The 22,189-nt window shown below is 45.0% G+C and carries 23 protein-coding genes; 13 read left to right on the plus strand and 10 right to left on the minus strand.

Annotated features, from left to right (window positions below; all coding sequences use genetic code 11):
- Positions 1-23 precede the first annotated feature (23 nt).
- The 3 genes from FTD44_RS10565 to FTD44_RS10575 are packed head-to-tail and all read right to left on the minus strand — an operon-like array spanning position 24 to position 1,279.
- Entirely contained in the window at positions 24-395 is a 372-nt protein-coding gene (locus FTD44_RS10565) for a DUF1304 domain-containing protein (protein ID WP_246625404.1), read from the minus strand.
- Between the two features lie 11 nt (positions 396-406).
- On the minus strand, positions 407-829 hold the full coding sequence (locus tag FTD44_RS10570) for an organic hydroperoxide resistance protein (protein ID WP_129021490.1): 423 nt from the start codon (positions 827-829) through the stop codon (positions 407-409).
- A gap of 30 nt (positions 830-859) precedes the next feature.
- Positions 860-1,279, minus strand: a complete 420-nt coding sequence (locus FTD44_RS10575) for a MarR family winged helix-turn-helix transcriptional regulator (protein WP_222166413.1) — start codon at positions 1,277-1,279, stop codon at positions 860-862.
- Positions 1,280-1,441: 162 nt separating this feature from the next.
- Here FTD44_RS10575 and FTD44_RS10580 point away from each other — a divergent pair, with 162 nt between their 5' ends.
- From FTD44_RS10580 to FTD44_RS10590, 3 genes are read left to right on the plus strand one after another with little or no spacing between them, the layout of a single operon-like run.
- On the plus strand, positions 1,442-1,996 hold the full coding sequence (locus FTD44_RS10580; RefSeq protein ID WP_222166414.1) for an RNA polymerase sigma-70 factor: 555 nt from the start codon (positions 1,442-1,444) through the stop codon (positions 1,994-1,996).
- Positions 1,984-2,904, plus strand: a complete 921-nt coding sequence (locus tag FTD44_RS10585) for a DUF4974 domain-containing protein (protein WP_222166415.1) — start codon at positions 1,984-1,986, stop codon at positions 2,902-2,904. The genes FTD44_RS10580 and FTD44_RS10585 overlap by 13 nt, the downstream gene beginning before the upstream one ends.
- Positions 2,905-2,950: 46 nt before the next feature.
- Positions 2,951-4,069: a hypothetical protein gene (locus FTD44_RS10590; RefSeq protein WP_222166416.1), complete on the plus strand. Its 1,119-nt coding sequence runs from the start codon at positions 2,951-2,953 to the stop codon at positions 4,067-4,069.
- A gap of 47 nt (positions 4,070-4,116) precedes the next feature.
- Here the strand turns inward: FTD44_RS10590 and FTD44_RS10595 are convergent, their stop codons facing one another.
- A complete protein-coding gene (locus FTD44_RS10595; RefSeq protein ID WP_317196835.1) occupies positions 4,117-5,397 on the minus strand; it encodes an MFS transporter in 1,281 nt (426 codons plus the stop codon).
- 109 nt (positions 5,398-5,506) lie between these two features.
- On the opposite strand from FTD44_RS10595, the gene queG reads away from it, so the two are divergent.
- From queG to FTD44_RS10635, 8 genes are all read left to right on the plus strand, one after another.
- Complete coding sequence (queG, locus tag FTD44_RS10600; protein WP_222166417.1) at positions 5,507-6,445, plus strand: tRNA epoxyqueuosine(34) reductase QueG; 939 nt, start codon at positions 5,507-5,509, stop codon at positions 6,443-6,445.
- 73 nt (positions 6,446-6,518) lie between these two features.
- Positions 6,519-7,646: a cysteine desulfurase family protein gene (locus FTD44_RS10605; protein WP_222166418.1), complete on the plus strand. Its 1,128-nt coding sequence runs from the start codon at positions 6,519-6,521 to the stop codon at positions 7,644-7,646.
- A gap of 78 nt (positions 7,647-7,724) precedes the next feature.
- Positions 7,725-9,125: a chloride channel protein gene (locus tag FTD44_RS10610; protein WP_222166419.1), complete on the plus strand. Its 1,401-nt coding sequence runs from the start codon at positions 7,725-7,727 to the stop codon at positions 9,123-9,125.
- A gap of 51 nt (positions 9,126-9,176) precedes the next feature.
- On the plus strand, positions 9,177-10,559 hold the full coding sequence (locus tag FTD44_RS10615; protein ID WP_222166420.1) for a thioredoxin family protein: 1,383 nt from the start codon (positions 9,177-9,179) through the stop codon (positions 10,557-10,559).
- 106 nt (positions 10,560-10,665) lie between these two features.
- Positions 10,666-11,370, plus strand: a complete 705-nt coding sequence (locus tag FTD44_RS10620; RefSeq protein ID WP_222166421.1) for a hypothetical protein — start codon at positions 10,666-10,668, stop codon at positions 11,368-11,370.
- A 70-nt stretch (positions 11,371-11,440) separates the two neighbouring features.
- Complete coding sequence (locus FTD44_RS10625; RefSeq protein ID WP_129021482.1) at positions 11,441-12,610, plus strand: class I SAM-dependent rRNA methyltransferase; 1,170 nt, start codon at positions 11,441-11,443, stop codon at positions 12,608-12,610.
- A gap of 1 nt (position 12,611) precedes the next feature.
- Positions 12,612-13,097 (plus strand): 1,2-phenylacetyl-CoA epoxidase subunit PaaD, encoded by a 486-nt coding sequence (gene paaD, locus FTD44_RS10630; protein WP_222166422.1) that lies wholly within the window; start codon positions 12,612-12,614, stop codon positions 13,095-13,097.
- 17 nt (positions 13,098-13,114) lie between these two features.
- Positions 13,115-13,711 carry an acyltransferase gene (locus FTD44_RS10635; RefSeq protein ID WP_222166423.1) on the plus strand — a complete coding sequence of 199 codons (597 nt, stop codon included), beginning with the start codon at positions 13,115-13,117 and terminating at the stop codon, positions 13,709-13,711.
- A 66-nt stretch (positions 13,712-13,777) separates the two neighbouring features.
- Here the strand turns inward: FTD44_RS10635 and FTD44_RS10640 are convergent, their stop codons facing one another.
- From FTD44_RS10640 to FTD44_RS10665, 6 genes are all read right to left on the minus strand, one after another.
- Positions 13,778-14,431, minus strand: coding sequence for a DUF4240 domain-containing protein (locus tag FTD44_RS10640; protein WP_222166424.1), 654 nt, complete (start codon positions 14,429-14,431; stop codon positions 13,778-13,780).
- 113 nt (positions 14,432-14,544) lie between these two features.
- Positions 14,545-15,081 (minus strand): inorganic diphosphatase, encoded by a 537-nt coding sequence (locus tag FTD44_RS10645; protein ID WP_222166425.1) that lies wholly within the window; start codon positions 15,079-15,081, stop codon positions 14,545-14,547.
- Between the two features lie 65 nt (positions 15,082-15,146).
- Positions 15,147-16,205 (minus strand): tetratricopeptide repeat protein, encoded by a 1,059-nt coding sequence (locus FTD44_RS10650; RefSeq protein ID WP_222166426.1) that lies wholly within the window; start codon positions 16,203-16,205, stop codon positions 15,147-15,149.
- Between the two features lie 413 nt (positions 16,206-16,618).
- Positions 16,619-18,925 carry a TonB-dependent receptor gene (locus tag FTD44_RS10655; RefSeq protein WP_222166427.1) on the minus strand — a complete coding sequence of 769 codons (2,307 nt, stop codon included), beginning with the start codon at positions 18,923-18,925 and terminating at the stop codon, positions 16,619-16,621.
- Complete coding sequence (locus FTD44_RS10660; RefSeq protein ID WP_222166428.1) at positions 18,925-19,287, minus strand: heavy-metal-associated domain-containing protein; 363 nt, start codon at positions 19,285-19,287, stop codon at positions 18,925-18,927. The genes FTD44_RS10655 and FTD44_RS10660 overlap by 1 nt, the downstream gene beginning before the upstream one ends.
- 67 nt (positions 19,288-19,354) lie before the next feature.
- Positions 19,355-19,789: an HYC_CC_PP family protein gene (locus FTD44_RS10665; RefSeq protein ID WP_222166429.1), complete on the minus strand. Its 435-nt coding sequence runs from the start codon at positions 19,787-19,789 to the stop codon at positions 19,355-19,357.
- A gap of 108 nt (positions 19,790-19,897) precedes the next feature.
- On the opposite strand from FTD44_RS10665, the gene FTD44_RS10670 reads away from it, so the two are divergent.
- Positions 19,898-20,968 (plus strand): RluA family pseudouridine synthase, encoded by a 1,071-nt coding sequence (locus FTD44_RS10670; RefSeq protein ID WP_222166430.1) that lies wholly within the window; start codon positions 19,898-19,900, stop codon positions 20,966-20,968.
- Between the two features lie 10 nt (positions 20,969-20,978).
- Entirely contained in the window at positions 20,979-22,121 is a 1,143-nt protein-coding gene (locus FTD44_RS10675; RefSeq protein WP_222166431.1) for a hypothetical protein, read from the plus strand.
- Positions 22,122-22,189 lie beyond the last annotated feature (68 nt).

Consider the following 22,189-nt stretch of genomic DNA (forward strand, 5'->3'; position numbering starts at 1 on the left):
ATTATTCTATATCAACATGCTGATTATCTGGCCAGTAATACAAACAATAAAGCCAGTATGGCGGGTAATGCCTGTACGAAAAATATCTTTTTTGTTGCGGAAAACGCACCGTAGAGCCCTGCTACAATTACACAGGAAAGGAAGAAGATACCTACATTAACCGACCATACAGGGTCGGAGATCAGCAATGACCAGATCAGTCCGGCGGCCAGAAATCCGTTGTATAATCCCTGGTTAGCGGCCAGGCCTTTGGTAGGCTTAAACAGGGCTTCCGGTAAGGCACTTTTGAAGGTCTTTTTGCCGGCTGTTTCCCAGGCAAACATTTCCATCCACAGGATGTACAGATGTTCCAGGGCTACTACGGCAACTAATATATTGGCGATTACAGACAGCATAGGATATGTTTTTAGTTATTGGTTACAGTTATTAATACTTCCATATTATTACGGGTAGCATTAGAGTAAGGACAAATCTGGTGCGCTTTGTCTGCCAGCATTTGCGCCTCTTCTGTGCTTACACCGGGAATATTGATCTCCAGGTTTGCCGCCAGTCCGAATGCACCATTACCAATCTGACCAATGCTCACTTTGGCCATTACACTTGTCTCGCCGGTTGTTGTACCACTCATCTGGATCACTCTGTTTAATGCACTGTCAAAACAAGCGGCATAGCCAGCTGCAAATAATTGTTCAGGGTTGGTATGATCGTTATTGGCACCACCCAGTTCTTTAGGCATTCTGACAGTCAGATCCAGTACACCATTATCGGTACGTACCTCGCCGTTACGGCCTCCTTTTGCAGTAGCTACTGCTGTATACAATGTTTTCATTTATTAGTGTTTTTATATTTGTGAACTTATTTATCTGTTTAACATTTTTTCTGCCAGTTGTTTCAATTGCTGCATTTCCTCCAGGCTTAGTCCCATACTTTCCAGCATCTGGTGCGGAATCGAACAGGCCATTTCTTTCATTGCCCTGCCGGATGGGGTAAGGCTGATATTTACTACACGTTCATCTGCTTTACTTCTCTTACGAATGATCAATCCTTTCAGTTCCAGTCTTTTCAGCAGTGGGGTAAGGGTGCCACTATCCAGTTTCAGCAGCGCCCCCAGCTGATTCACCGTTTGGGTATCATGTTCCCACAATACCATCATCACCAGATATTGTGGATAGGTAATATCCAGCTCATCCAGCATGGGGCGGTAATATTGTATAATCTGCCGGGATAGGGCATAAATGGGAAAACATACCTGGTTTTCTAAAAGAAGGGCTTCCTGCATAATCGTTTCTCTTAATCTTCAATGCAAAAGTAGTATATTTTTTAAAATTAAATTGTACACAACTTAATTTTAAAAAATATTAACAAAGAAAGGGGATGGGGAGCACATATAGGAACATGAGAATATTTTGTTAGTTTTGTTATCAACCCCTTATCCATACGCTTGCCTGATTTTGAACATATATACAAACAGCATTTTGAATCTTTATATCGTTATGCCTTTACGATTGTTAAAGATTCAGCGCTGGCACAGGATATCACCCAAGATGTGTTCCTGAATTTTTATCATGTATGGATACAACAGGAAACGGAAGTGCAGAATGCAAGAGCCTATCTATACAGAAGTATTCACAACCATGCACTGAAACAGATCCGGAACAGCAGCCGGCAGGAAACCCTTGGCCGGAACTTCTCTGCCCAGCAGCAATCTACTCCTAACAAAGAAGAAGAACTGATCGACCAGCATACCCGCACAGAATTTTACCGTATGGCCAATGAGATCCTGGATAGTCTGCCACCGCAATGCCGCATTGTATTTGAGAAGAGCCGTATGGAGCATAAAAAATATGAGGAGATTGCAGAAGAGCTGCACATCTCTACCAAAACTGTAGAAGGGCATATCTCCAAAGCCCTTAAGCTCATTCGTTCTTTCCTGCAGGGACAACCGCAATCTACTATTACCACCATGCTATTTATATTATTCATATGCCGCAAGTAAGTTTCGAACTCCTGCTTAAGTACATGGATGGCAAAGCCAGTCCGGAGGAAGCGATGCTCATCGATGACTGGTGTGCTGCAGACTTGCGCCATAAAGAATATTTTGACCAATTATTCCTGACCTGGAACCAGCAGGACCAATACCTGCAGGCCGATCCGGATCATAGCCTACAGCAGTTAAAGGCGAAGCTGCCCGTAAATAATGATGCAACTGCTCCGAAAAAGCGCCGTTTTGCTATGGCGAAAATTGCGGCTGCTATACTGGTACCGGCATTACTGGTAACCTGGTATTTCATCAGCCAAAAGGGTAACAGGCCATACCTTACACAAGGTGAGACGCACTTTTTTGCTATTGATACCAGCATATTGCTGAACAGCGATCACCGTATCGATTGCCAAACGGGCAGCGCTATCGCATTCAACATCAAAGACAATATCCTAAATGCAGGGTTTACCGGTACAGGGCAGTTCAGCATCAGTCATAAGGAAGGGCAAAGACTGTTCTTACACCTGAATGATACGCTGAGCCTGGAAGATGTCGGCACGCGTTTCCTGCTGAGCAATACTAATGATAGTGTTGTAGTACGGGTACAGGAAGGAACCGTAGCTTTGTATATGCCATCAGATACCATTCTGCTGGCTGCAGGGCAATCTATACGACTGATGCCACCGGCAAGGTTTGCACCTTATGCCGACTTTAACCTCAGGAATATCTCCTTACAGGAAGCCGTACAGATTATACAGCAGCGACTGGGCTATACTATCCGTATCAGTAGCGCAGCGCTCAAAGAAGAGCGGATAGATCTGGTAGCCGATCATGCCGGTATAGATGAGGTGCTGCAGATGCTGAGTGCCACTATTTCCTGCAAGGTTAAAAAAGAAAACGACACTGTTTATTCCCTGTACTGATCCTATGCGTTATATCATTAGCCTCATTTTTTGCTGTCTGTTTACAATGAACATGCATGCTCAGGTATACCTGGCCAATAAAGTGGTCAATCTGCCCAAAGGCAGGTATACACTTTATGAGCTGATGCAGGAGGTGAAGCACCAAAAGCAACTTTCCTTTTCTTACAATGCGAAGGCCTTGAATGGCGATATGGTTATCGTACTGAAAGGACAATATACAGACATGGATCAGCTCTTTGCCCATCTCCGGAAGCAATACCATATCGGGCACCACATAGTAGGCAAACATATTGTACTATATAAAACAAAAGGCCGGAAAAAGGCACAACGAAAAAACATTTCCACAGTAGTCAAAACGGGTACGCGGAAGGATACCATATTGTCAAAAGTAGCCATCAGTCCGGAAGCATTCATTGGCCCGCTGGTCTGGGAACCCAGTGTGCATACACTTTCAGACAGCAGTTCGCAGATTGTTCCGGCTGGTGCAACAGCGCTTGCTGAAAGTAGTGTGAATACCCGTGAGCTGTTCCGCTCCAAAGGCTTAAGAGCAGCGCCATTTCGACCGGCACTGGCATTGCGCCCTTTTGCAGAAGCGATGCTGTATGCCGATGAGTTATTCTACCTGAATCCGCAATTGTCTGTCGGCACAAATGGTCTGTATGTTTCCCTGTCTTATGCATACCGCAATACCGGTGCGCATCTGCGTTATGGAATTGGTTACCGGCAGGAGCTTGATGCTAAAAGCACGGTACGCGTGTATGCGAGCTGGGGTCAGCCTAAAGCCAGTACAAGCGTTTTTTATGACTCCATAATTCCACCGGATTCGCTGACGATACGCATAGAGAATACGGTCCGTAGCGAGGCTAATCTCTTTAAAGCCGGCCTGGTTTATGAATATGCACTCAGCAAAACAGTCGGGCTACAGGTTGGTATTGTGTTTAACCATATGCGTACATGGTTTTATTTCGGAGCCAGCGATCAGACGGTTGCACTGAACAGTTTACCGCCTCAGCTGGGCATCAGTGATCCTTCCGGTTTTGAAATATTTAAAACACCTTATCAGCTGAGTACAACAATCAGTATGGATAAACCTTCTTATGATAAGTCCTGGCTTGGGTTTCATGCCGGAATTGTATTCATGCCATTTGCAAAACGGGAGCGATAAATATCGCTCCCGTTTTGTTTAATATCGTTTAAGTATCTAAAGCTGTACTATTCGTGATGCTCCTCGAATTTGAAGTTACGTAACTGTGGTGTGCGGAAATAGGTTATCGCTACAATCAGTAAGGTAATACAGCCGCCTGTTACAATAGCGGGTACCGTGCCCAGCCAGCTGGCCATCATCCCGCTTTCAAAATCGCCCAGCTCATTGGAAGAACTGATAAACATACTGTTTACAGAGGCCACCCGTCCACGCATCTCGTCTGGTGTAACCAGCTGCAGGATGGTGCTTCTGATCACAACACTTACCCCGTCAAACATACCCGAAAGCAGGATGCAGAAGAAGGAGAGAAAGAAATTGGTAGACAATCCAAAGCCGATAATACAGAGCCCGAAGCCCGCCACACAGGCAAAAAGCTTTTTGCCGGGATTGGTTTTTAAGGGAAGAAATGCGAGTATACCCAGCGTCAACAGCGAGCCTATACCGGTCGCAGAGCGCAATACACCAAAGGCCGTCGGTCCGCTGAAAAAGCTGCCGTCAGCCGGAAATAGTTCCTGCTGAATAGCCGGTAGCAGGGCAATAGCCCCTCCGAACAATACAGAGAACATATCCAGCAATTGTGCGCCTAATAAGGTTGGTGTTTTGAATACGAAACGTAAACCTTCGCCAATACTTTTCAGTACCGGCTCCCGCTCTTTCTGCAGGATAGGTTTGGGTTTGATGCCTATGGCCGGTAAGAGCAGTAGTATTTCTATGACTACCACGGTAGTCATACCGGTGATGGGTCCTGATAAAGCAATGATTGCACCAGATATGAGCGGTCCCAGCACGGCACCCAATTGCCAGGCCATACTGGCCCAGCTCACCCCGTTAGGGTACTGGTTTTTGGGAATCAGCAGACTGACCAGCGAAAAAGAAGTAGGTCCCAGAAATGCACGGATAATACCACCAAGGAAGATAACCAGGTATATAAGGACTATGCGAAGATCATGCGTCAGGTGCTCCGCGGCAATAGGTGTGGAAAGGTATAAAAGCCCCGCACCAAGGAAGATATAGGCTGTAATGATCTGGATCATCAGCTTTCGCTTCTCCCGCAGATCGACCAGATAACCAGCAAAAAAAGAGCTGCCTATTACCGGGATTACCTCTGCAAGGCCCACCATAGCCAGGGCTACTTTACTATGCCCGGTAATCTGGTAAATCCAATAGGTAATAACAGTAAACTGCAGACTCAGGGCAAAGATCAGTCCGAAACGGATGACCAGATAGTAGAGGAACTCTTTGTTCTTCAGCGACTCATTCTTCGCCAGGAAGGTTCGTGCAAAGCTCACAGGAAATAATTTAGAAAAAGACACAAAGGTACAGATTTGGCAGATTGAGCATCAATCATTTTTGCTAATTAGGGTATATTGACAATCTCTGGTTATTTTTGCAGCAGATATGCAGGCGACAACTATCAGTGAATATACCCGAACGGTAAAACAACTCAGCAAACAGCTGGGATTTGATTACTGTGGCATTGCGCAGGCACAGCATCTGGATGAGGATGCCCGCAGGCTGGAAGCCTGGCTGAACAAGGGCTACCATGCAGGGATGAGTTATATGGAGCGCAATTTCGATCTGCGGACCAATCCCAAACTACTGGTTCCCGGTGCCCGTTCGGTCATTACGCTGATGATGAATTACTATCCTGAAGCGCAACAGTCTGCAGATGCGCCCAAAATAGCCAAGTATGCTTTCGGAGAGGATTATCATGAGGTGATCAGGGCTAAATTACATGCCTTCCTGGCCGGATTACGGGAACAGGTGGGTGAGGTAGAGGGGAGAGGATTTGTAGACAGCGCCCCGGTACTGGAGCGTCGCTGGGCCCAAAAGAGCGGGCTTGGCTGGATCGGCAAAAATGCAAACCTCATTACCAAATCTTCGGGTTCTTTTTACTTCCTGGCTACGCTGATTGTAGACCTGGAGCTGGATTATGACGATCCGTATGCAAAGGACTTCTGCGGTACTTGTACCCGCTGCCTGGATGCATGCCCTACGCAGGCTATTGTATCGCCATCTGTGATTGATGCCAATAAATGTATATCATACCTCACTATTGAGCTGAAGGATGAACTGATCCCGAACGAACTGGCTGGCACCTTCCAGAACTGGATGTTCGGTTGTGATGTATGCCAGGATGTATGTCCCTGGAACCGTTTTTCCAGTCCCAATACAGAAGAACGTTTTACTCCTATACCAGAAATTCTCAATTTTACCACAGGCGACTGGGAGCAGCTGGATGAGGACTTCTTTAAGGTGCTGCTCAGGCATTCCCCGATCAAGCGTTCCAAATGGAAAGGGGTACAACGAAACCTGCAGTTCATCAAGACTTCTTAAAAAAATATCAAAGCGTAGAAAAGACTATGGGAAATAAGTGCTTTTTTGTAACTTTGGCCATTATTTTTTAATTATGCAACGTATTTATTTCGACAACGCAGCTACTACTGCGCTGGATCCCAAAGTATTAGAAGAAATGCTCCCTTTTCTTACGGAGAAGTTCGGTAACCCTAGTTCTATCTATTCATACGGGCGAGAGAGTAAAATGGGCATTGAATCGGCCAGAAAAACCGTTGCTAAAATACTACATACCAAACCAGGTAATATATTTTTCACTTCAGGAGGTACAGAAAGCAGCAACACGGCCATCCGTGCAGCCATCCGTGATCTGGGCTGTAACCACATCATCACATCACCGATCGAGCACCATGCTACACTGCACTGTGCAGAATACTGGGAACATCAGGGCATTAAAGTGTCTTATGTAACCATTCTTCCGACCGGACATGTGGACCTGGATTCTTTACGTAATTTATTAGCGTCACATACCGAAGGCAGAACATTAGTAACCCTGATGCATGCCAATAATGAGATCGGAAACTTACTGCCTATACAGGAAGTAGGGGAGATCTGTAAAGAGCATGATGCCGTATTCCACTGCGATACAGTGCAAACAGTAGGTCACTACCCGATAGATCTGTCACAGATCAATGTACACTTTGCTACCGGTGCAGGACATAAATTCCACGGACCTAAAGGTGTAGGTATCCTGTATATCAGTGATGAAGTAAGCATCAAACCAATGATCAACGGTGGTGGTCAGGAGCGTAATATGCGTGCCGGTACCGAGAACCTTTATGGTATTGTAGGTTTTGCCAAAGCATTACAAATGGCTACAGAAACCTATGAGCAGGATTCTACTTATATCCGCAGCCTGAAGAAATATATGGCAGAGCAATTGCCGCAGCAGCTTGGCGATGTATCTTTCAATGGTGATTGGGACGGACAATCTCTGTACACAGTACTGAATGCATCTTTCCCTAAAACGGAAAAATCGGAAATGTTACTGATGAGCCTGGATATGGCCGGCATCTGTGTATCCGGCGGCAGCGCCTGCTCCAGTGGGGCCAGTGTAGGCAGCCATGTGATCAACTGCATTGATCCGGGCAGCGACAGGGTACCGGTGAGATTCTCTTTCTGCAAACACAATACCACAGCAGAGATTGATACGGTTATTGAAAAATTAAAAGAAATACTTTAATCATAAATAAATAAGTGCCCGGTTTCGGGCATTTATTATTTCATATACTTCCTAATCTTTAAAGAAACGCTGCTTGTTTTGAACATAAAACATTTAGGAACAATCATCCGACTAAAGAATAATGCTGCAGTGGCGTACACAAGGAGCTATCTTAAAGATTTATACGATCGCACAACAGAAACCAATACACGCCTTAAAACGCAGCTGCTCCAGTTTATTCCATTCCTGGTAGCTTCTCTGGCTACCGGTATTGTTGCTGTGCTGTACAGTAAAGTGTTCAGTTATTCCGAAGAATTATCGGGCTACCTGTTCCGGCTGAATAAATACCTGATTTTTGCAGTTACACCCATTTGCTTTTTACTCTCCTGGTGGCTGGTGCGCCGATTTGCACCCTATGCCAAGGGTAGTGGGATACCGCAGGTAATGGCTGCAGTCGAACTACGTAAACCACAGGAGCGCAAACTTATTCGCCGTTTCCTGAGCCTGCGTATCATCATTGTAAAGATCTTATCCAGTGCTGTTAAGGTAGTCGGCGGAGGAATAGCCGGTCGCGAAGGCCCTACGATACAGATTGCCAGTTCTATTTTTTACCAGGTACACAAATGGCTTCCCAAATGGTGGCCTCCCATATCTCAAAGCAATATCCTTATTGCCGGTGCGGCATCTGGCCTCGCAGCGGCCTTTAATACACCATTAGGCGGTATTATTTTTGCAATAGAAGAGCTTTCAAAGTTTCATGTCAAACATTATAAATCACCCCTGTTTATTGCCGTTATTGTAGCGGGATTAACGGCGCAGGGACTGGGCGGATCTTATCTTTACCTTGGTTATCCTAAGCTGGATAGCAGTGAATGGTTGCTGACAGCCGGAGTAATCGTTACTGCTATTGTTGCTGGATTTTTCGGCAGCAAGATGTGTGTACTCCTGCTCAAAGTGATGCAGTTGTTCCGACGGTTTACCCGTACCTGGCAACAGGTCGCAATAGTTATTTTTTGTGGTCTTTTTGTAGCCACCTTTATATTCTTTCTGGGCACAGAGGCTATGGGGTCCGGTAAGGAATTAATGGAACGTACCTTATTTACGAGCAACAAATCCGTAGAATGGTATACTCCCTTTGTGCGGATGAATGGTCTTATTGCATCATTCAGTTTTGGCGGTGCAGGAGGTGTATTTGCACCATCACTCAGCTCAGGAGCCTCGATAGGAGCTTTTCTCGCAGAATGGATGCACTTTACGGGACCAGAGGCCAATCTGCTGATCCTGATTGGTATGACCGCATTCCTGACCGGGGTGACAAGGGCTCCGTTTACCTCGGCCATTATCATTTTTGAAATGACGGACCGGCACAGTGTGATCTTTTTCCTTTTGCTGGGCGCAATCATTGCCAATGTGATCGCCAGCTTTGCCGACAAACATCCATTCTACGACCGTTTAAAAGCCATGTACCTGAAAGAAGTTAAGCCTGCTGAAATGGTTTAAATTCCGTAATATTGTGTGTATACCACAATCACATATACAACATTGAATCGCATGAAAAAAACCGTATTCAGCCTGCTTCTGGCAGCAGTCAGCCCGTTTATGCTTTGGGCACAGGGTATCAAATTTGAAGAAGGTACTTTTACAGAAGCTTTGGCTAAAGCTAAGAAAGAAAATAAGATTGTTTTTGTAGACATCTATACTACCTGGTGTGGACCATGTAAAAAAATGGCCAAGGAGTTTTTTCCTACCCAGGAAGCAGGAGATAAATACAATACTGCTTTTGTCAATTATAAGATAGATGCTGAAAAAGGAGAGGGTATACAGGTTGCACAGAAGTATAATGTGAGTGGCTACCCAACCAGTTTGTACCTGAAACCTGATGGTTCTGTAGTCTATACCAGCATGGGCATCAGCGATCTGGACGGATTCCTGCATAATGCTGATGTGGCTATTGAGGAAAATAAAGATCCGCACAACTGGGACTGGTATGCTGTAAGCTTTAAAAAAGGCAACGAGACAAAAGACTTCCTGACGCAGTACCTGCAGAAAGCGAAACGCTTGGGTAAAGAAAATGATGCTGCCCTGGATAAATATGTAACCAAATATGTCAATGCTAAAAACCCGGCCGATAAAGACCTGGTTTACCTGGCAGACAACATTCAAACGATAGACAATAAGGCTTATGCATTACTGTCTGACCATACAGATAAGATCAATGCACTAAAATCAAAAGAAGTGCCTGATTTCTTCAACAACTTTACCAGCACCTTGCTGGTACCTACAGCTGAAAAGTTAGGTAAGGAAGGTGCCATTGCCCGCTTCGATGCTACTGTGCGTCCTATTGTAGAGCGCAGCAGTAAAACTCCGGATGCTGATATGATGTTCTATCGCGAATATTTCTACAGAGCGAAAGGAGATAAAGCAGCGATGCAGAAGTTCCGCATGGAGAAAGGACAATTCCTGAGCAGCAGAACTGCTGAAGCATATGCCAATGATGATGAGGTGAAGAAAGGAGAGACTATTGCTTCTATGAAGAACCAGATGATCGCGGCCAATGTGCCAGCAGAACAGCAACAGGCGCAGATTGCACGCGTACTGGAGCAAAACCCGATGATTAATAATATGATTTCTTTTAATGCAGCCAATGATCTGAATGAACTGGCATGGGGCATTTACGAAGGTAAAGATCAGGCACAATATAAAACAGCATTGCAATGGAGCAAAAGATCAGTTGAATTGATTGGTAGCGCTAATCCTTCTATGCGTGCAGCGTGTATGGATACCTATGCACACCTTTTATTTGCCAACGGAGAGAAAGAAGAGGCGATTAAACAGGAAACTGCTGCCATCGAATTACTGAAAGCTGCTGAAGTAACAGACGGTTTGGAAGAGATGGAAGAAGTACTGAATAATATGAAGGCCGGTAAATTATAAAAAAATAGTAATCATTCTTTATTAAGGGCTCTGCCGGCATCGCCGGCAGAGCCCTTATCTTTGCCGGCGTGCTAAACCATCAATATAGATAAAAGAGTATATACATATGAAAGCGAACCTATTTTTAATACTGATCATCACTTTCTGTTCAGGAAGCTGCGCGTTATTAAAGAAGTCTTCCAAAACAGAATTTACAGATGCATTTTACATACAGCATACCGATTCCTCCCATAGCAAGGTCTATGTGGATATAGCGGATGATGATCTGCGGGTTCATAAAACGGTAGCAAATACACACCTCGCAGATACCAGCCTTGCCCCGCTTATATTCCCAATGGTATTGCAGGATAATACACAGATGCTTACCACCTTCAGCAGGCATACTTTTGATGCTGATGTGCTGACGATTCCTTTAAAATACCGTCCGGCACGCAAGGGAATGGCGCCACAACTGAATACCAATTTGAACGGTGCATTGTACCTGGGTTATCGTACCGATCTGTACCGGGTCAATTACGAGAAAAGCCCCCTGGGAAAGGCTCAGCGCAACATCAATCACTTCGGTTTTTCCGTCGGGTTATTTACCGGGGCGGGCAATACAGCCATCAATACCTATACAACTACCAATCCGGCCATGCCCGATTATGATGGCATTGTATGGTCCAGGGGTATTGCCGGTATTATAGCCGTCAACCGTTTTACAGTCGGCATTTCTTCCGGTTATGATTACCTGCTGGACCGCAACCGTAAAGACTGGATGTACCAGAACAGAATATGGTATGGTCTGGCCTTTGGACTGAATCTTAACTAATCTGCTAATTAACAATCTGCATATGGGCTATAACCCTAGATAACTCGCTTATTTCACGTAATTTTGCGCTATGGCCAAAATTTTTCTAAACAAAAAGATCAGCAGCAGAATTGCAGACGGACACCCCTGGATTTTTAACAATGAGATCGGAGACGAAGTAGGTGCTTATGAATCGGGAGATATTGTAGATGTATTTTCTTCTAATGGTTCTTTTGTAGGTAAAGGGTATATCAATCCTTTGTCGCAGATCAAAGTACGCCTGCTTACCCGCAAGCAGGAAGAGATCAATGACGAATTCTTTTTACATAAAATACAGAAGGCCTGGGCTTACCGCCAGCGACTGGGATATATTGAAAACTGCCGCCTGATCTTCGGAGAGGCAGATGATTTACCGGCGCTGATCATTGATAAGTTCAATGACTATTTCGTGATCCAGACTATGTCTCTGGGTATCGAACGCTGGAAAGGTGCTATTGTAAAGGCTTTGAATACTATTTTCAAGCCGAAGGGTATTTATGAAAGAAATGATGTACCGGTACGCGAACTGGAGGGCATGGAGCAGGTTAAAGGCTTCCTGAGCGATCCGTTTGATACCAATATCATCATCAATGAAAACGGACTTAAGTTTCACGTTGATATCGTAAACGGACAAAAAACCGGCTACTTCCTCGATCAGCAGGATAACCGCCGTGCGATTGCTCCTGTGGTGAAAGATGCAGATGTTTTAGAGGCGTTCTGTTATACTGGTACTTTTGCCAACCATGCAGCTCGTTATGGTGCTAAAAGTGTACTGGGACTGGACATTTCGGACAAGGCCATTGATACGGCAAGACGTAATGCAGAACTGAACGGCTTTAGTGATATCTGTTCATTTGAATGTGTAAATGCATTTGATGTACTGAAGAAATGGGTAAAAGAGGGCAGACGTTTTGATACGGTTATGCTGGACCCTCCGGCCTTTACCAAAAGCCGCGCTAATATTCAGAAAGCGGTTACCGGTTATAAAGAAATCAACCTGCGCGGTATGAAACTGCTGAAGCCTGGTGGATTCCTGGTAACGGCATCCTGTACCAACCTGGTACCTCCGGATATGTTCCTGAAAACAATCGAAGCTGCGGCTAAAGATGCCAAAAAGCAGATCAGACAGGTAACCTGGCAAACCCAGGCTGCCGATCACCCGATTGTGTGGAACGTACCGAATACGCAGTACCTGAAATTCTTAATTGTAGAAGTAAACTAATATGTGGTCTAAGGAGCAGATAGAATCCTGGCTGGAAACGGTGACTGACCCGGAGATACCAACAGTAAGCATTGCTGAAATGGGTATACTCAGGGAGGTGACTGTAGTAAACGAAGATACCGTTCGGGTCACCATTACCCCTACCTACAGCGGCTGTCCGGCTATGGATATTATTGCCATGCAGATACGGATGACTTTACTGGGTAGAGGCGTAAAGCAGGTGCATATTGAGCAGCAGTTAAGTCCGGCCTGGACTACAGACTGGATCACGGAAAGTGGTCGTGCCAAAATGCTGGCCCTGAATATTGTGCCGCCGGTGCGTGGCTCAAAAGATGACCTGGGCCTGTTCGAGGAGGATGAAGTACCTTGTCCGCACTGCGGTAGTGTACATACCGAATTGATAAGCCGCTTCGGGGCTACGAGTTGTAAATCAATGTATCGTTGCCTGGACTGCAAAGAGCCCTTCGAACATTTTAAGTGCCATTAAAAAAAGATTTATAGCATATGATATACGAATTCAAAGGTTTTATACCGGTAGTGCATCCGACTGCTTTTGTACACCCGCAGGCAATTGTAACGGGTAATGTTATTATTGGGAAGGACGTATATATCGGACCGGGAGCGGCATTGCGCGGCGACTGGGGCGGTATTGAGATTGCAGATGGTTGTAATGTACAGGAAAACTGTACGATACATATGTTTCCCGGTGTTACCGTTAAGCTGGATGAAAGTGCCCATATCGGTCACGGTGCCATCATTCATGGTGCCCATATCGGCCGCAACTGCCTGATCGGGATGAATGCGGTGATTATGGATGATGTAGAGGTAGGCGAGGAGAGCATTGTAGGGGCATTATCCTTTATCAATGCCAATACCATTATTCCCCGCAGAAGCCTGGTTGTCGGTAATCCGGCCAAGATCATTAAAGAAGTGAGCGATGATATGATTGCCTGGAAAACAAAAGGAACTCAATTATACCAGAGCCTGCCGTTGGATATGCAACAACACTGGCGTGCCTGTGAACCACTGAGCGAAATGCCGGCTGATCGCCCTTCTCAGGATATCCTGTTTGAAACCTGGAATACGATTAAGGGTAAATAAAACATTCATAATAAAAAAAGCGCAGTACTCAATAGTACTGCGCTTTTTTATTATGAATAAGGAGCATTACTGCTGCTCCCAGAACAGCTGGTACAGCTTAGGGCATATTGCCTGCATAGTACCGGGCACCTGCTCTCTCCAGTTAATTTCCAGGCCCGGATAATCTTCCGGACGGGTATGTACCTGCGTATAATCAATTGCAGTATTAAGTTCCTGTTCTGTTTTCTTCTTAAAGATTGTTTCCGGTAAGGTCTGCAGGGCCTCAAAATCAAATGCGCTATTGACATTGGTCTGCACCGCAAAGGCTATATCATCCGGATGTTGTATGCCTATAGTATAAATCTTTTGTCCGCGCGAGATCAGCCAGCAGCGAAAGAATGTGAAATCTTCTTCTCCGCAGCCGCCTTTCATAAGGTAAGCCGCACACCATAAAGAAGAACTGTAGCTATCCATCAACAGCTGATCGGTACGCAGTTTGAAGCCGGCCAGTTGCTCCGGTGTCATTTTTTCAAGGGCTTCTGACAGGTATTCTTCCTGGTCCTCCAGCGTTTCGGTATTTTGCAGGGATGATTCGATCAGTTTCCAGTAAGCCGCTTCCGGCATAGGTTCTGTAAAGCCCGGCTGATTATTCGCAATAACTGTATAGGTAGTTGCGTGAGCGGTCTCTGCAGATATGCTGCACAGGCTTAATAAGATTCCTAAAAATACAGAACGGATCATAGGTTTGTTTTTTGAGCAACAAGATAATACCCCTGATCGTAAAACAAAAGAGAATAGGATAAATAAAAAGTCCCGGAACATTTGTTCCGGGACTTTTTATTTATGTAAAAGAATTATTTACCAAACTTTACATTGTAGTCAGTGATCGCTTGTTGCAGGATTTCACGTGCTTTTTCTGCACCGTGGAAGTCTTGAATCACTACTTCTTTATTCTCCAGGCGCTTATACTCTTCGAAGAATTGTTTTACTTCTTTCAGTAAGTGAGCCGGTAATTCGCTGATATCGTTGATGTGTGCAACGCTCATGTCTTTTTCGCAAACTGCGATCAGTTTATCATCAGCCTCACCCTGGTCAACCATGCGCATTACACCAATGATTTTCGCAGAAACGATACACATCGGGTGAATGTCTACCTGAGACAATACCAGGATATCCAACGGATCGTTATCATCACAGTAAGTCTTAGGGATAAAACCATAGTTATGCGGATAGTATACAGAGTGATATAATACTCTGTCCAGGCGCAACATGCCAGAATCTTTATCTAATTCATATTTTGCTCTGGATCCTCTTGGGATCTCGATGATCGCATCTACTATTTCAGGCGCTTTATCGCCATAGCTTACGGTGTGCCAAGGATTAAATTCCATAGTTATCTGAAAAAATTTTTGCAAAAGTAATAAAGCATATTCAATAATATGCCATAAGCTTAAAATTATTTGGCCGGGTGCTCATCTGCCACATTAGGCAGGTAAGGATTGCTCTGTTTCCACATCTCGAAGTTTCTGATAGCATCCTTGAACTGTGTAGCCCAGGCGGTAAAATTCTGAGAGTTATCTACCGCCCCAAACAACCATTGGTTATAAGCATTGAAATGGCCGTTCTTTACAATGCGGGTCTGGTATGTATATAATGATTGCGGATATTGCTGTGCAAAATGGCTGTTCCAGTATACCAGGAAACGGGTGCGCAACATGGTAAGGTTATCTACATCAAACCCATCGCTGATGGTGGAAATATTGGTATTAATGGATTGTTTAAAGGCACCGGCAAAATCGTTCTTCTGTTTCTGAGTTGATTTGCTGTTATTGAATTCCGGCAGGGTATTATCGCTCATCTGGCTGAATACTTTCTTGTATCCATCCAGCAGCATACGCTTCATATCTACCGTCTTGGCCGTATACGGCTCCAGGTTAATGAAGGTTTCGGCATAGATCAGTGCCCACATATATTCCCCGTTCTGGAAATATGCCTTGGCCGCATTATAATAATTGGTAGGGTAGGCAGGTTCTTTCTGAATGCCCGTGTTCCACTCCTTTAAGGCACTGCTGTTATTCTTGGCATCTACAATCAGCAGATTGCCTTTCATATTATACAATAAGCCGGAATTGGGAAATTTATCCAGTCCTGAGGACACAATTTTCTTTGCTTTGGCGAAATTTCCGTTGGCCTGCTCAATAGCAGCAGCCAGCTGGAAGGTCTGCTCATCGGCAGAAGGAGAATTCAATACCGGTTCAATCGTCTGTTTTGCACGGTCAAGATCTTTCTTCAGAAAGTAAGTATAGGCCAGATCCCGGCGCAGCGCAACATTTTCCGGCGCCATGCGGATGGCCTGTGTATACATGGCTGCGGCATTATCAAAATCATTCTGCGACAGGAACTTTCCGGCACTGGTAATGATTTGCTGCAGTTCCGGAGAATTTTCAGTTTGTGCAGAAAGGGTAAAAGGATATAAAAATGCCCCCAGGATAAGGGTCATTACAACTTTTCTCATGTTCAACATTTGAGCAAATTTATCTTATTTTTTATAAAGCAGGCATCCTGGTATGATAATATATTGATAATACATGAGCATATAGCACAAACCAGGCTCAGAAATGAGCCTGGTTTGTGCTATAAAATCTTATTGTTATATATTGATTGCTACCTTTTGCCTTGATGCAAAAGGTAGCGCCAAAAAATCAAGGCTGTATAAATCCCTGGCTAAAAATCAATGTGTCGGTCGGTCGTAAACCAGACTCACTTCGTTCAGACAATGGTTTGCAACTTTATCGACCGAGCCAATGATTTTCTTGACGCCGGATTTATAAGGCCGGCCCTAAGCGATCAAAGGATAGCGAAGGTATCAAAGATTATCTACTGCAGTTGGCGTAAGACACAGGATATAGCGGGCATGCAACACGTAGCCTATTTCAAATTAAGGCGGAAACCGGCATAGATATTTCTGCCCATTCCCGAACCCCATACCAGTGAAGCATCAAAGTTATTACCAAAAGGATTGGATGCGTCGGTTATCAGCGGATGCTGCATGATATTTCCGATGTTCTCCATGCCCAGGTACACTTCATATTTACCCTCTTTGAATGATTTGTTGATCTGTACATTCATCATCCAGTAGCTGGGCGAATGATCAGAACCGTGTACATGCTGCTCATGATCGTTATAGCGTTGTGGCACACGTTTGGCCCCGATCCATTGCACGGTATAGTCAAACTTCCAGTCATTGCGGGTGCGGTAACCGATATTGGCAAAGGCTCTTTTGGCCGCTACCAGTGGTTTCTCTTTCAGTCCGCTGTTGTACTGTGTTTTGATATCATAGAAGCGGTAGGCCAGGCGAACATCCAGGTTGCGGATCAGTTCATAATCCAGCTGTGCCTGTATGCTGTGCGAATAAGACTTTCCGTTCAGGTTATAGAAGTTTACCTTGTTGTACTCCTCCATATCTACCACAATCTGGTTGGTGAAATCGGTAAAGTAATAATCTACACCAAAGCTACCGTCACGATAGTTCAGTCTGAACTTCTGCGTCAGGTTCAAACCCATATTCCAGGCCACTTCGGGCTTGAAGGGGTAAGTATTACTATTTAACGTACTGATATCATTGCCATTGATCATAAATGCACGCGAAGAAGCCATTAGTCCCATATTCTCTGTCAGGAAATTGGCCGTACGCTGTGCTCTTCCTACAGAGGCCCGAATGGCGGTATTTTCAGCTGGTGCATAACGCAGGTGCAGCCGAGGCGTAAGGAAAGCCCCGAATAGATTATGATAATCGGCCCTCAGTCCGGCTACCATATTGAATTTGTTCAGGTACTTATACGCATATTCTGCAAATACTCCCGGTACCACTTCGGTACGTTTCAGTGGCGTACCGGTAAATGTTTCCTGGTAGGCATCATATTGAGCGCTTGCCCCACCTTTGACCGTATGATTGGTATTATTGATTATAGTCTGGTAGATATAGTTGGCATAAAAGCTCTGCTGACGGCCATTATAACTACGGGCACCATATTGATTATCCTGTTCGTGAATGGTTGCGGCAAGCTGCAACCCCATACTTTTATAAGGCTTTGCCGGAAATACTTTGCCGATCTTGGCCCAGCCTTCCAGACGATTCACCTTATTTTCATAACCCCATGGATTACCGGCTACCTGTGGTGTACCTTCGGCGTAATTAGTCTGTCCGCCAATAGTATTCAGGTTAACGACTTTAATGCCGCCCTGGATTTCGAGGCCACGGTCTCCGAAATAAAACCAGCGGTTACTGCCGACAAAGTTATTCCCTCTCGGGTTGTCCAGGAAGCCATCATTATTCATATCCACCTTCATCCAGTCGGAACGGCCATGGAGCAATACACTTGTACTTAAATGCTTGTTGAAATTATGATTATACACCAGGTTGCCTTCGGAACGGCCCTGTGTGCTCTGGTAGCCATTGATGAGCCATTTAGGGGCCTTATCTTCAAATGGTTTGATCCATTCCACATTGATCTGTCCGGCAGTACCCTCATAACCATTTACCACACTACCGGTACCTTTGCTCAGCTGCATGCTTTCGACAAATGTACCCGGAGTAAAGCTAAGGCCGGTAATGGAAGCCAGTCCGCGGATATCAGGTATATTTTCTCTGGTAAATGTTGTGTATGCTCCCGCCAGACCCAGCATCTGGATTTGCTTATAGCCACTTACTGCATCGGTAAAGCCGACATCAACAGAAGGAGTAGTTTCAAAACTTTCGCTCAGGTTACAGCAGGCTGCCTTCATCAGTTCGCCGCTGCCGATCTTCTCTACTTTCATAGCGCCACTCAGGCCGATCTCTGTTGTCTTACGGCGGCTGGTTACCTCTACAGTACCCAGCTCCTTACCTTCTTTAAGGCTGGCCTCCTGCATCTTCACCTCTATGGCAGCAGTACCCGCAGCAAGGGAAACCGTTTCTGTGCGGTAGCCCATAAAACTGAATATCAGTTGGCTGGTACCGGCAGGTACCTGTATGGTGAAGGCTCCGTTCTCGTCCGTAATCTGGTGGTGACGATTGTCCGGGGTATGTATGGTCACACCGATCATACCATCTTTCTGCTGAGCATCAAATACATGACCCGTAACTGTTTGCATAGCTACGATCGTGTCTGCCACTGCATCCTGCGCAGATGCCTGGCTGACTGTACCCGATAAACCCAGGGCAAAGACAAAGCTTAATGGGATTGCTTTATGCATTAATGGGCGCATTCAGCACCATCATTATATGCGCAGCAGGAAGGAAGTTTTTTGTACTGATCCTTATCGGCCAGTATATCTCCGGCATCGTGTCCTTTGCGGGCTATACTTTGTTCGATTGTTTTCAGATCGGTTTTGTCTGAATTATATACCAGTTTCAGTTCCTGGGTTTTCTGATCCCAATCGGCACGTTTAACTCCTTTAATGTACGCGGCATCTTCAATACGTTTTTTACACATACTGCATACACCTTTTACCTTAATGGTTTCAGATTTGATCTTTGAAGACTCCTGTGCAAATGAGGAGATTGGGGTAGAATATATTGTAAATAGGGCCGTTAAGGCTATAATAGACTGTCTCATTGTTTAATGAATTATGTATCGGGTTAGTAAAAAGATTCAAATGAATAATAAACATTCAAGTGAAGCTTTAACCGTAATACACAATGCGCTGAAACAATTTATATAAAGGAATGTCCTGCCAGAGCCCGGGTGGAGGGGCATTGGCATCATATGATGCCTGCTCTACTCCGGTCACATAGGGAGCCTCATATACGGCATAATGCAGTAATGGTGGCACGGCGGCTACTGTCTGCAGTAATTGTAACTGTTTGGCAGCCTCTACATGCTGGTCGGCACTGATTTTTAAAGAAATGGCTACATTGTCGCAGCAGTCCTTATCCTGTTTGCTGATATGCTGATCCGCAGATTTATCTTTTGCAGCAGCTGCACAACAACATGATTTGTTCGACTCCAGGAAACTGATTGACTCTATTTCCTGCCCGCAGAAATGCATTTGTACTACCGATCCGGAAACGGACAGGCTGTACATAAACAGCATTAATATGGCGAACATTTTTTTCATTCACAGCGAAAATAGGAAATAAAACAGCCCGATGAAACTAATATTGTGATTTTATAAATTTTTAACTAATATAGATGTTGTATTTTCGCGGTTTAAATTTTTGAATGTATGCATACAGAAGAATGGGAAGACGAGGAATTGACGGAAAGTGAAGACGGTGAACAGGAGCAGGAGCTGGAAGAACGCCTCCGCATCATAGTAGACAAAGGGCAGGAACCCCTGCGTGTAGATAAATTCGTCATGAATCGTGTGGAAGGTGCTACGCGGAATAAGGTACAGATTGCTATTGACGAAGGCCACGTACTGGTTGATGGCAAAACGGTGAAGTCTAACTTTAAGGTAAAGCCGGGTATGGAAGTTGTTGTTTTTGACAACCGCCGTCCGGACCGTACTGATATTATACCAGAACCAATGGATCTGGAAATTTTCTATGAAGATGATGATGTATTGGTGATCAATAAGCAGGCTGGTATTGTGGTGCACCCTGGCAGCGGTAACTATTCCGGTACGCTGGTCAATGGTGTAGCCTGGTACCTGAATCCTCCTGAGGATAAAGGCCGTATTATAGAACTGCCAAGAGTAGGGCTGGTACACCGTATTGATAAAGATACGAGTGGCCTGATCCTTGTGGCTAAAAACGAAGCGGCAGCCAAACACCTGTCTTTACAGTTTCAGGCACATACCATCCACCGTCGTTATATTGCGCTGGCATGGGGCCACTTCGAACAGCCGGAGGGTACAATTACTGCCAACATCGGTCGCAACATGCGCTTTCGCAAAAAGATGGATGCTTTCCCTGACGGAGATTATGGTAAGCATGCTGTAACACACTATAAAGTACTGGAACAATTCCATTATGTTTCTCTGCTGGAGTTCAGACTGGAGACCGGCCGTACGCACCAGATCCGTGTACACAGCCGCCTGATAGGCCATCCGCTGTTTAATGATGAAACTTATGGTGGAGATCGTATTGTAAGAGGAACGGTTTATTCCAAATACAAACAGTTTGTAGATAACTGCTTCAAATTAATGCCGCGTCAGGCGCTGCATGCCAAAGAGCTGGGATTTGTGCATCCGGCTACCGGGGAGCAAATGCTCTTCAGCTCCGAACTACCGGACGATATGGTTGCAGTGATCGACAAATGGAGAAAATATATCGTTAAAGAAAACCAAGCTTAACTAATATTACATGAGTACACGCTTTTATGCAATATTGCTGTTGTTATCCAGCTCATCACTGGCACATGCCCAGATCAGTAACAAGCCAGAGCAGCTGGATATGCGCGCACTGCGAAAACTGGACGATGGATTGTACTTCAGCGTGTACTCTAATAATTTTTTCAAGAATAATGAGTACTTCCTGCCTTCACTGAGCGGGTATACATTATTCGGTACCCAGAATACTTTTGCCCTCACTTATAAGCCCAATAAGCATGTAAGCCTGCAGGGCGGGATATATCTCAAAAAAGATTTCGGCACCGATGGTCTGGTTAAGGTAGCCCCATGGTACCAGCTGGACTTGCATCGTAATGGCTACAGCCTCACTTTCGGCAACCTCGCCGGGAATATCGGCCATGGCATGATAGATCCAATGTATGGGTATGAACGACTGATGACTAATTACCAGGAGCATGGCATCCAGTTGAAAGCCGATAAAAAACACATCTACACCGACCTTTGGGTAGACTGGCAAAAGCAGCAGTACTACGGGGTAAACTATAATGAACGGTTTACAGTGGGTAACCATACCCGTATTAAACTATCCTCCAGAGATAAAGCACATCGCTTCAGTATACCGGTACAATTATTGGCCAGCCATAACGGGGGCCAGTGGGATACGACCAGTGCGCCGACTGTAACCCTGTTTAATGCAGCGGTTGGTCTGGACTGGGCACATAAACTTAAATCAGGAAATATTGTCAAAGGAATAGGCGCAAATGCCTATTATCTCTACTATAAAGATCTTGCAGGTAACAGCGATATGCCTTACCGTAACGGTTCTGGTATTTATGCCAATGCCAATGTGCGCTTCAAAGACGGATTTTACGCTACGTTGAGCTACTGGCAGGGGAGACAATTCATTTCACCAACAGGAGGAGTCCTGTTCCAGTCCCAGAGCTTTAATCCCAACAAGCAGGAGCTGCCGGCACGAGAGCGAAAGTTGATCACCCTGGGTCTGGCATACCAGCGCAAGGTGATGAAAGAGATTGACCTCGATGTACGCCTTGAACCTTTCTATGATCTTAACTATCAGAAGCTTAACTACAACTATAGTCTTTTCCTGACTTATCAGCCTCATTTCTTGTTGAAGAAGGGTAAGCTATCTAATTAATTAACAATGGTTAACAAAACTGATTAACATAGGTTAACTCCGCTCATTTTCTTTGCAAAAATGCCCCG

Source organism: Edaphocola aurantiacus (genome assembly GCF_019797745.1).
GTDB classification, from domain to species: Bacteria; Bacteroidota; Bacteroidia; order Chitinophagales; family Chitinophagaceae; genus Edaphocola; species Edaphocola aurantiacus.

Bases quoted from the DNA above. Each gene is read 5' to 3' on its own strand.
- FTD44_RS10670 (WP_222166430.1), top strand. From the start codon at position 19,898: ATGCATACAGAAGAATGGGAAGACGAGGAATTGACGGAAAGTGAAGAC.
- FTD44_RS10655 (WP_222166427.1), bottom strand. From the start codon at position 18,925: ATGCATAAAGCAATCCCATTAAGCTTTGTCTTTGCCCTGGGTTTATCG.
- FTD44_RS10570 (WP_129021490.1), bottom strand. From the start codon at position 829: ATGAAAACATTGTATACAGCAGTAGCTACTGCAAAAGGAGGCCGTAAC.
- FTD44_RS10615 (WP_222166420.1), top strand. From the start codon at position 9,177: ATGAAAAAAACCGTATTCAGCCTGCTTCTGGCAGCAGTCAGCCCGTTT.
- FTD44_RS10675 (WP_222166431.1), top strand. From the start codon at position 20,979: ATGAGTACACGCTTTTATGCAATATTGCTGTTGTTATCCAGCTCATCA.
- FTD44_RS10640 (WP_222166424.1), bottom strand. From the start codon at position 14,431: ATGATCCGTTCTGTATTTTTAGGAATCTTATTAAGCCTGTGCAGCATA.
- FTD44_RS10660 (WP_222166428.1), bottom strand. From the start codon at position 19,287: ATGAGACAGTCTATTATAGCCTTAACGGCCCTATTTACAATATATTCT.
- FTD44_RS10575 (WP_222166413.1), bottom strand. From the start codon at position 1,279: ATGCAGGAAGCCCTTCTTTTAGAAAACCAGGTATGTTTTCCCATTTAT.
- FTD44_RS10650 (WP_222166426.1), bottom strand. From the start codon at position 16,205: ATGAGAAAAGTTGTAATGACCCTTATCCTGGGGGCATTTTTATATCCT.
- FTD44_RS10665 (WP_222166429.1), bottom strand. From the start codon at position 19,789: ATGAAAAAAATGTTCGCCATATTAATGCTGTTTATGTACAGCCTGTCC.
- FTD44_RS10620 (WP_222166421.1), top strand. From the start codon at position 10,666: ATGAAAGCGAACCTATTTTTAATACTGATCATCACTTTCTGTTCAGGA.
- FTD44_RS10645 (WP_222166425.1), bottom strand. From the start codon at position 15,081: ATGGAATTTAATCCTTGGCACACCGTAAGCTATGGCGATAAAGCGCCT.
- FTD44_RS10635 (WP_222166423.1), top strand. From the start codon at position 13,115: ATGATATACGAATTCAAAGGTTTTATACCGGTAGTGCATCCGACTGCT.
- FTD44_RS10605 (WP_222166418.1), top strand. From the start codon at position 6,519: ATGCAACGTATTTATTTCGACAACGCAGCTACTACTGCGCTGGATCCC.
- queG (WP_222166417.1), top strand. From the start codon at position 5,507: ATGCAGGCGACAACTATCAGTGAATATACCCGAACGGTAAAACAACTC.
- FTD44_RS10565 (WP_246625404.1), bottom strand. From the start codon at position 395: ATGCTGTCTGTAATCGCCAATATATTAGTTGCCGTAGTAGCCCTGGAA.
- FTD44_RS10585 (WP_222166415.1), top strand. From the start codon at position 1,984: ATGCCGCAAGTAAGTTTCGAACTCCTGCTTAAGTACATGGATGGCAAA.
- paaD (WP_222166422.1), top strand. From the start codon at position 12,612: ATGTGGTCTAAGGAGCAGATAGAATCCTGGCTGGAAACGGTGACTGAC.
- FTD44_RS10625 (WP_129021482.1), top strand. From the start codon at position 11,441: ATGGCCAAAATTTTTCTAAACAAAAAGATCAGCAGCAGAATTGCAGAC.
- FTD44_RS10590 (WP_222166416.1), top strand. From the start codon at position 2,951: ATGAACATGCATGCTCAGGTATACCTGGCCAATAAAGTGGTCAATCTG.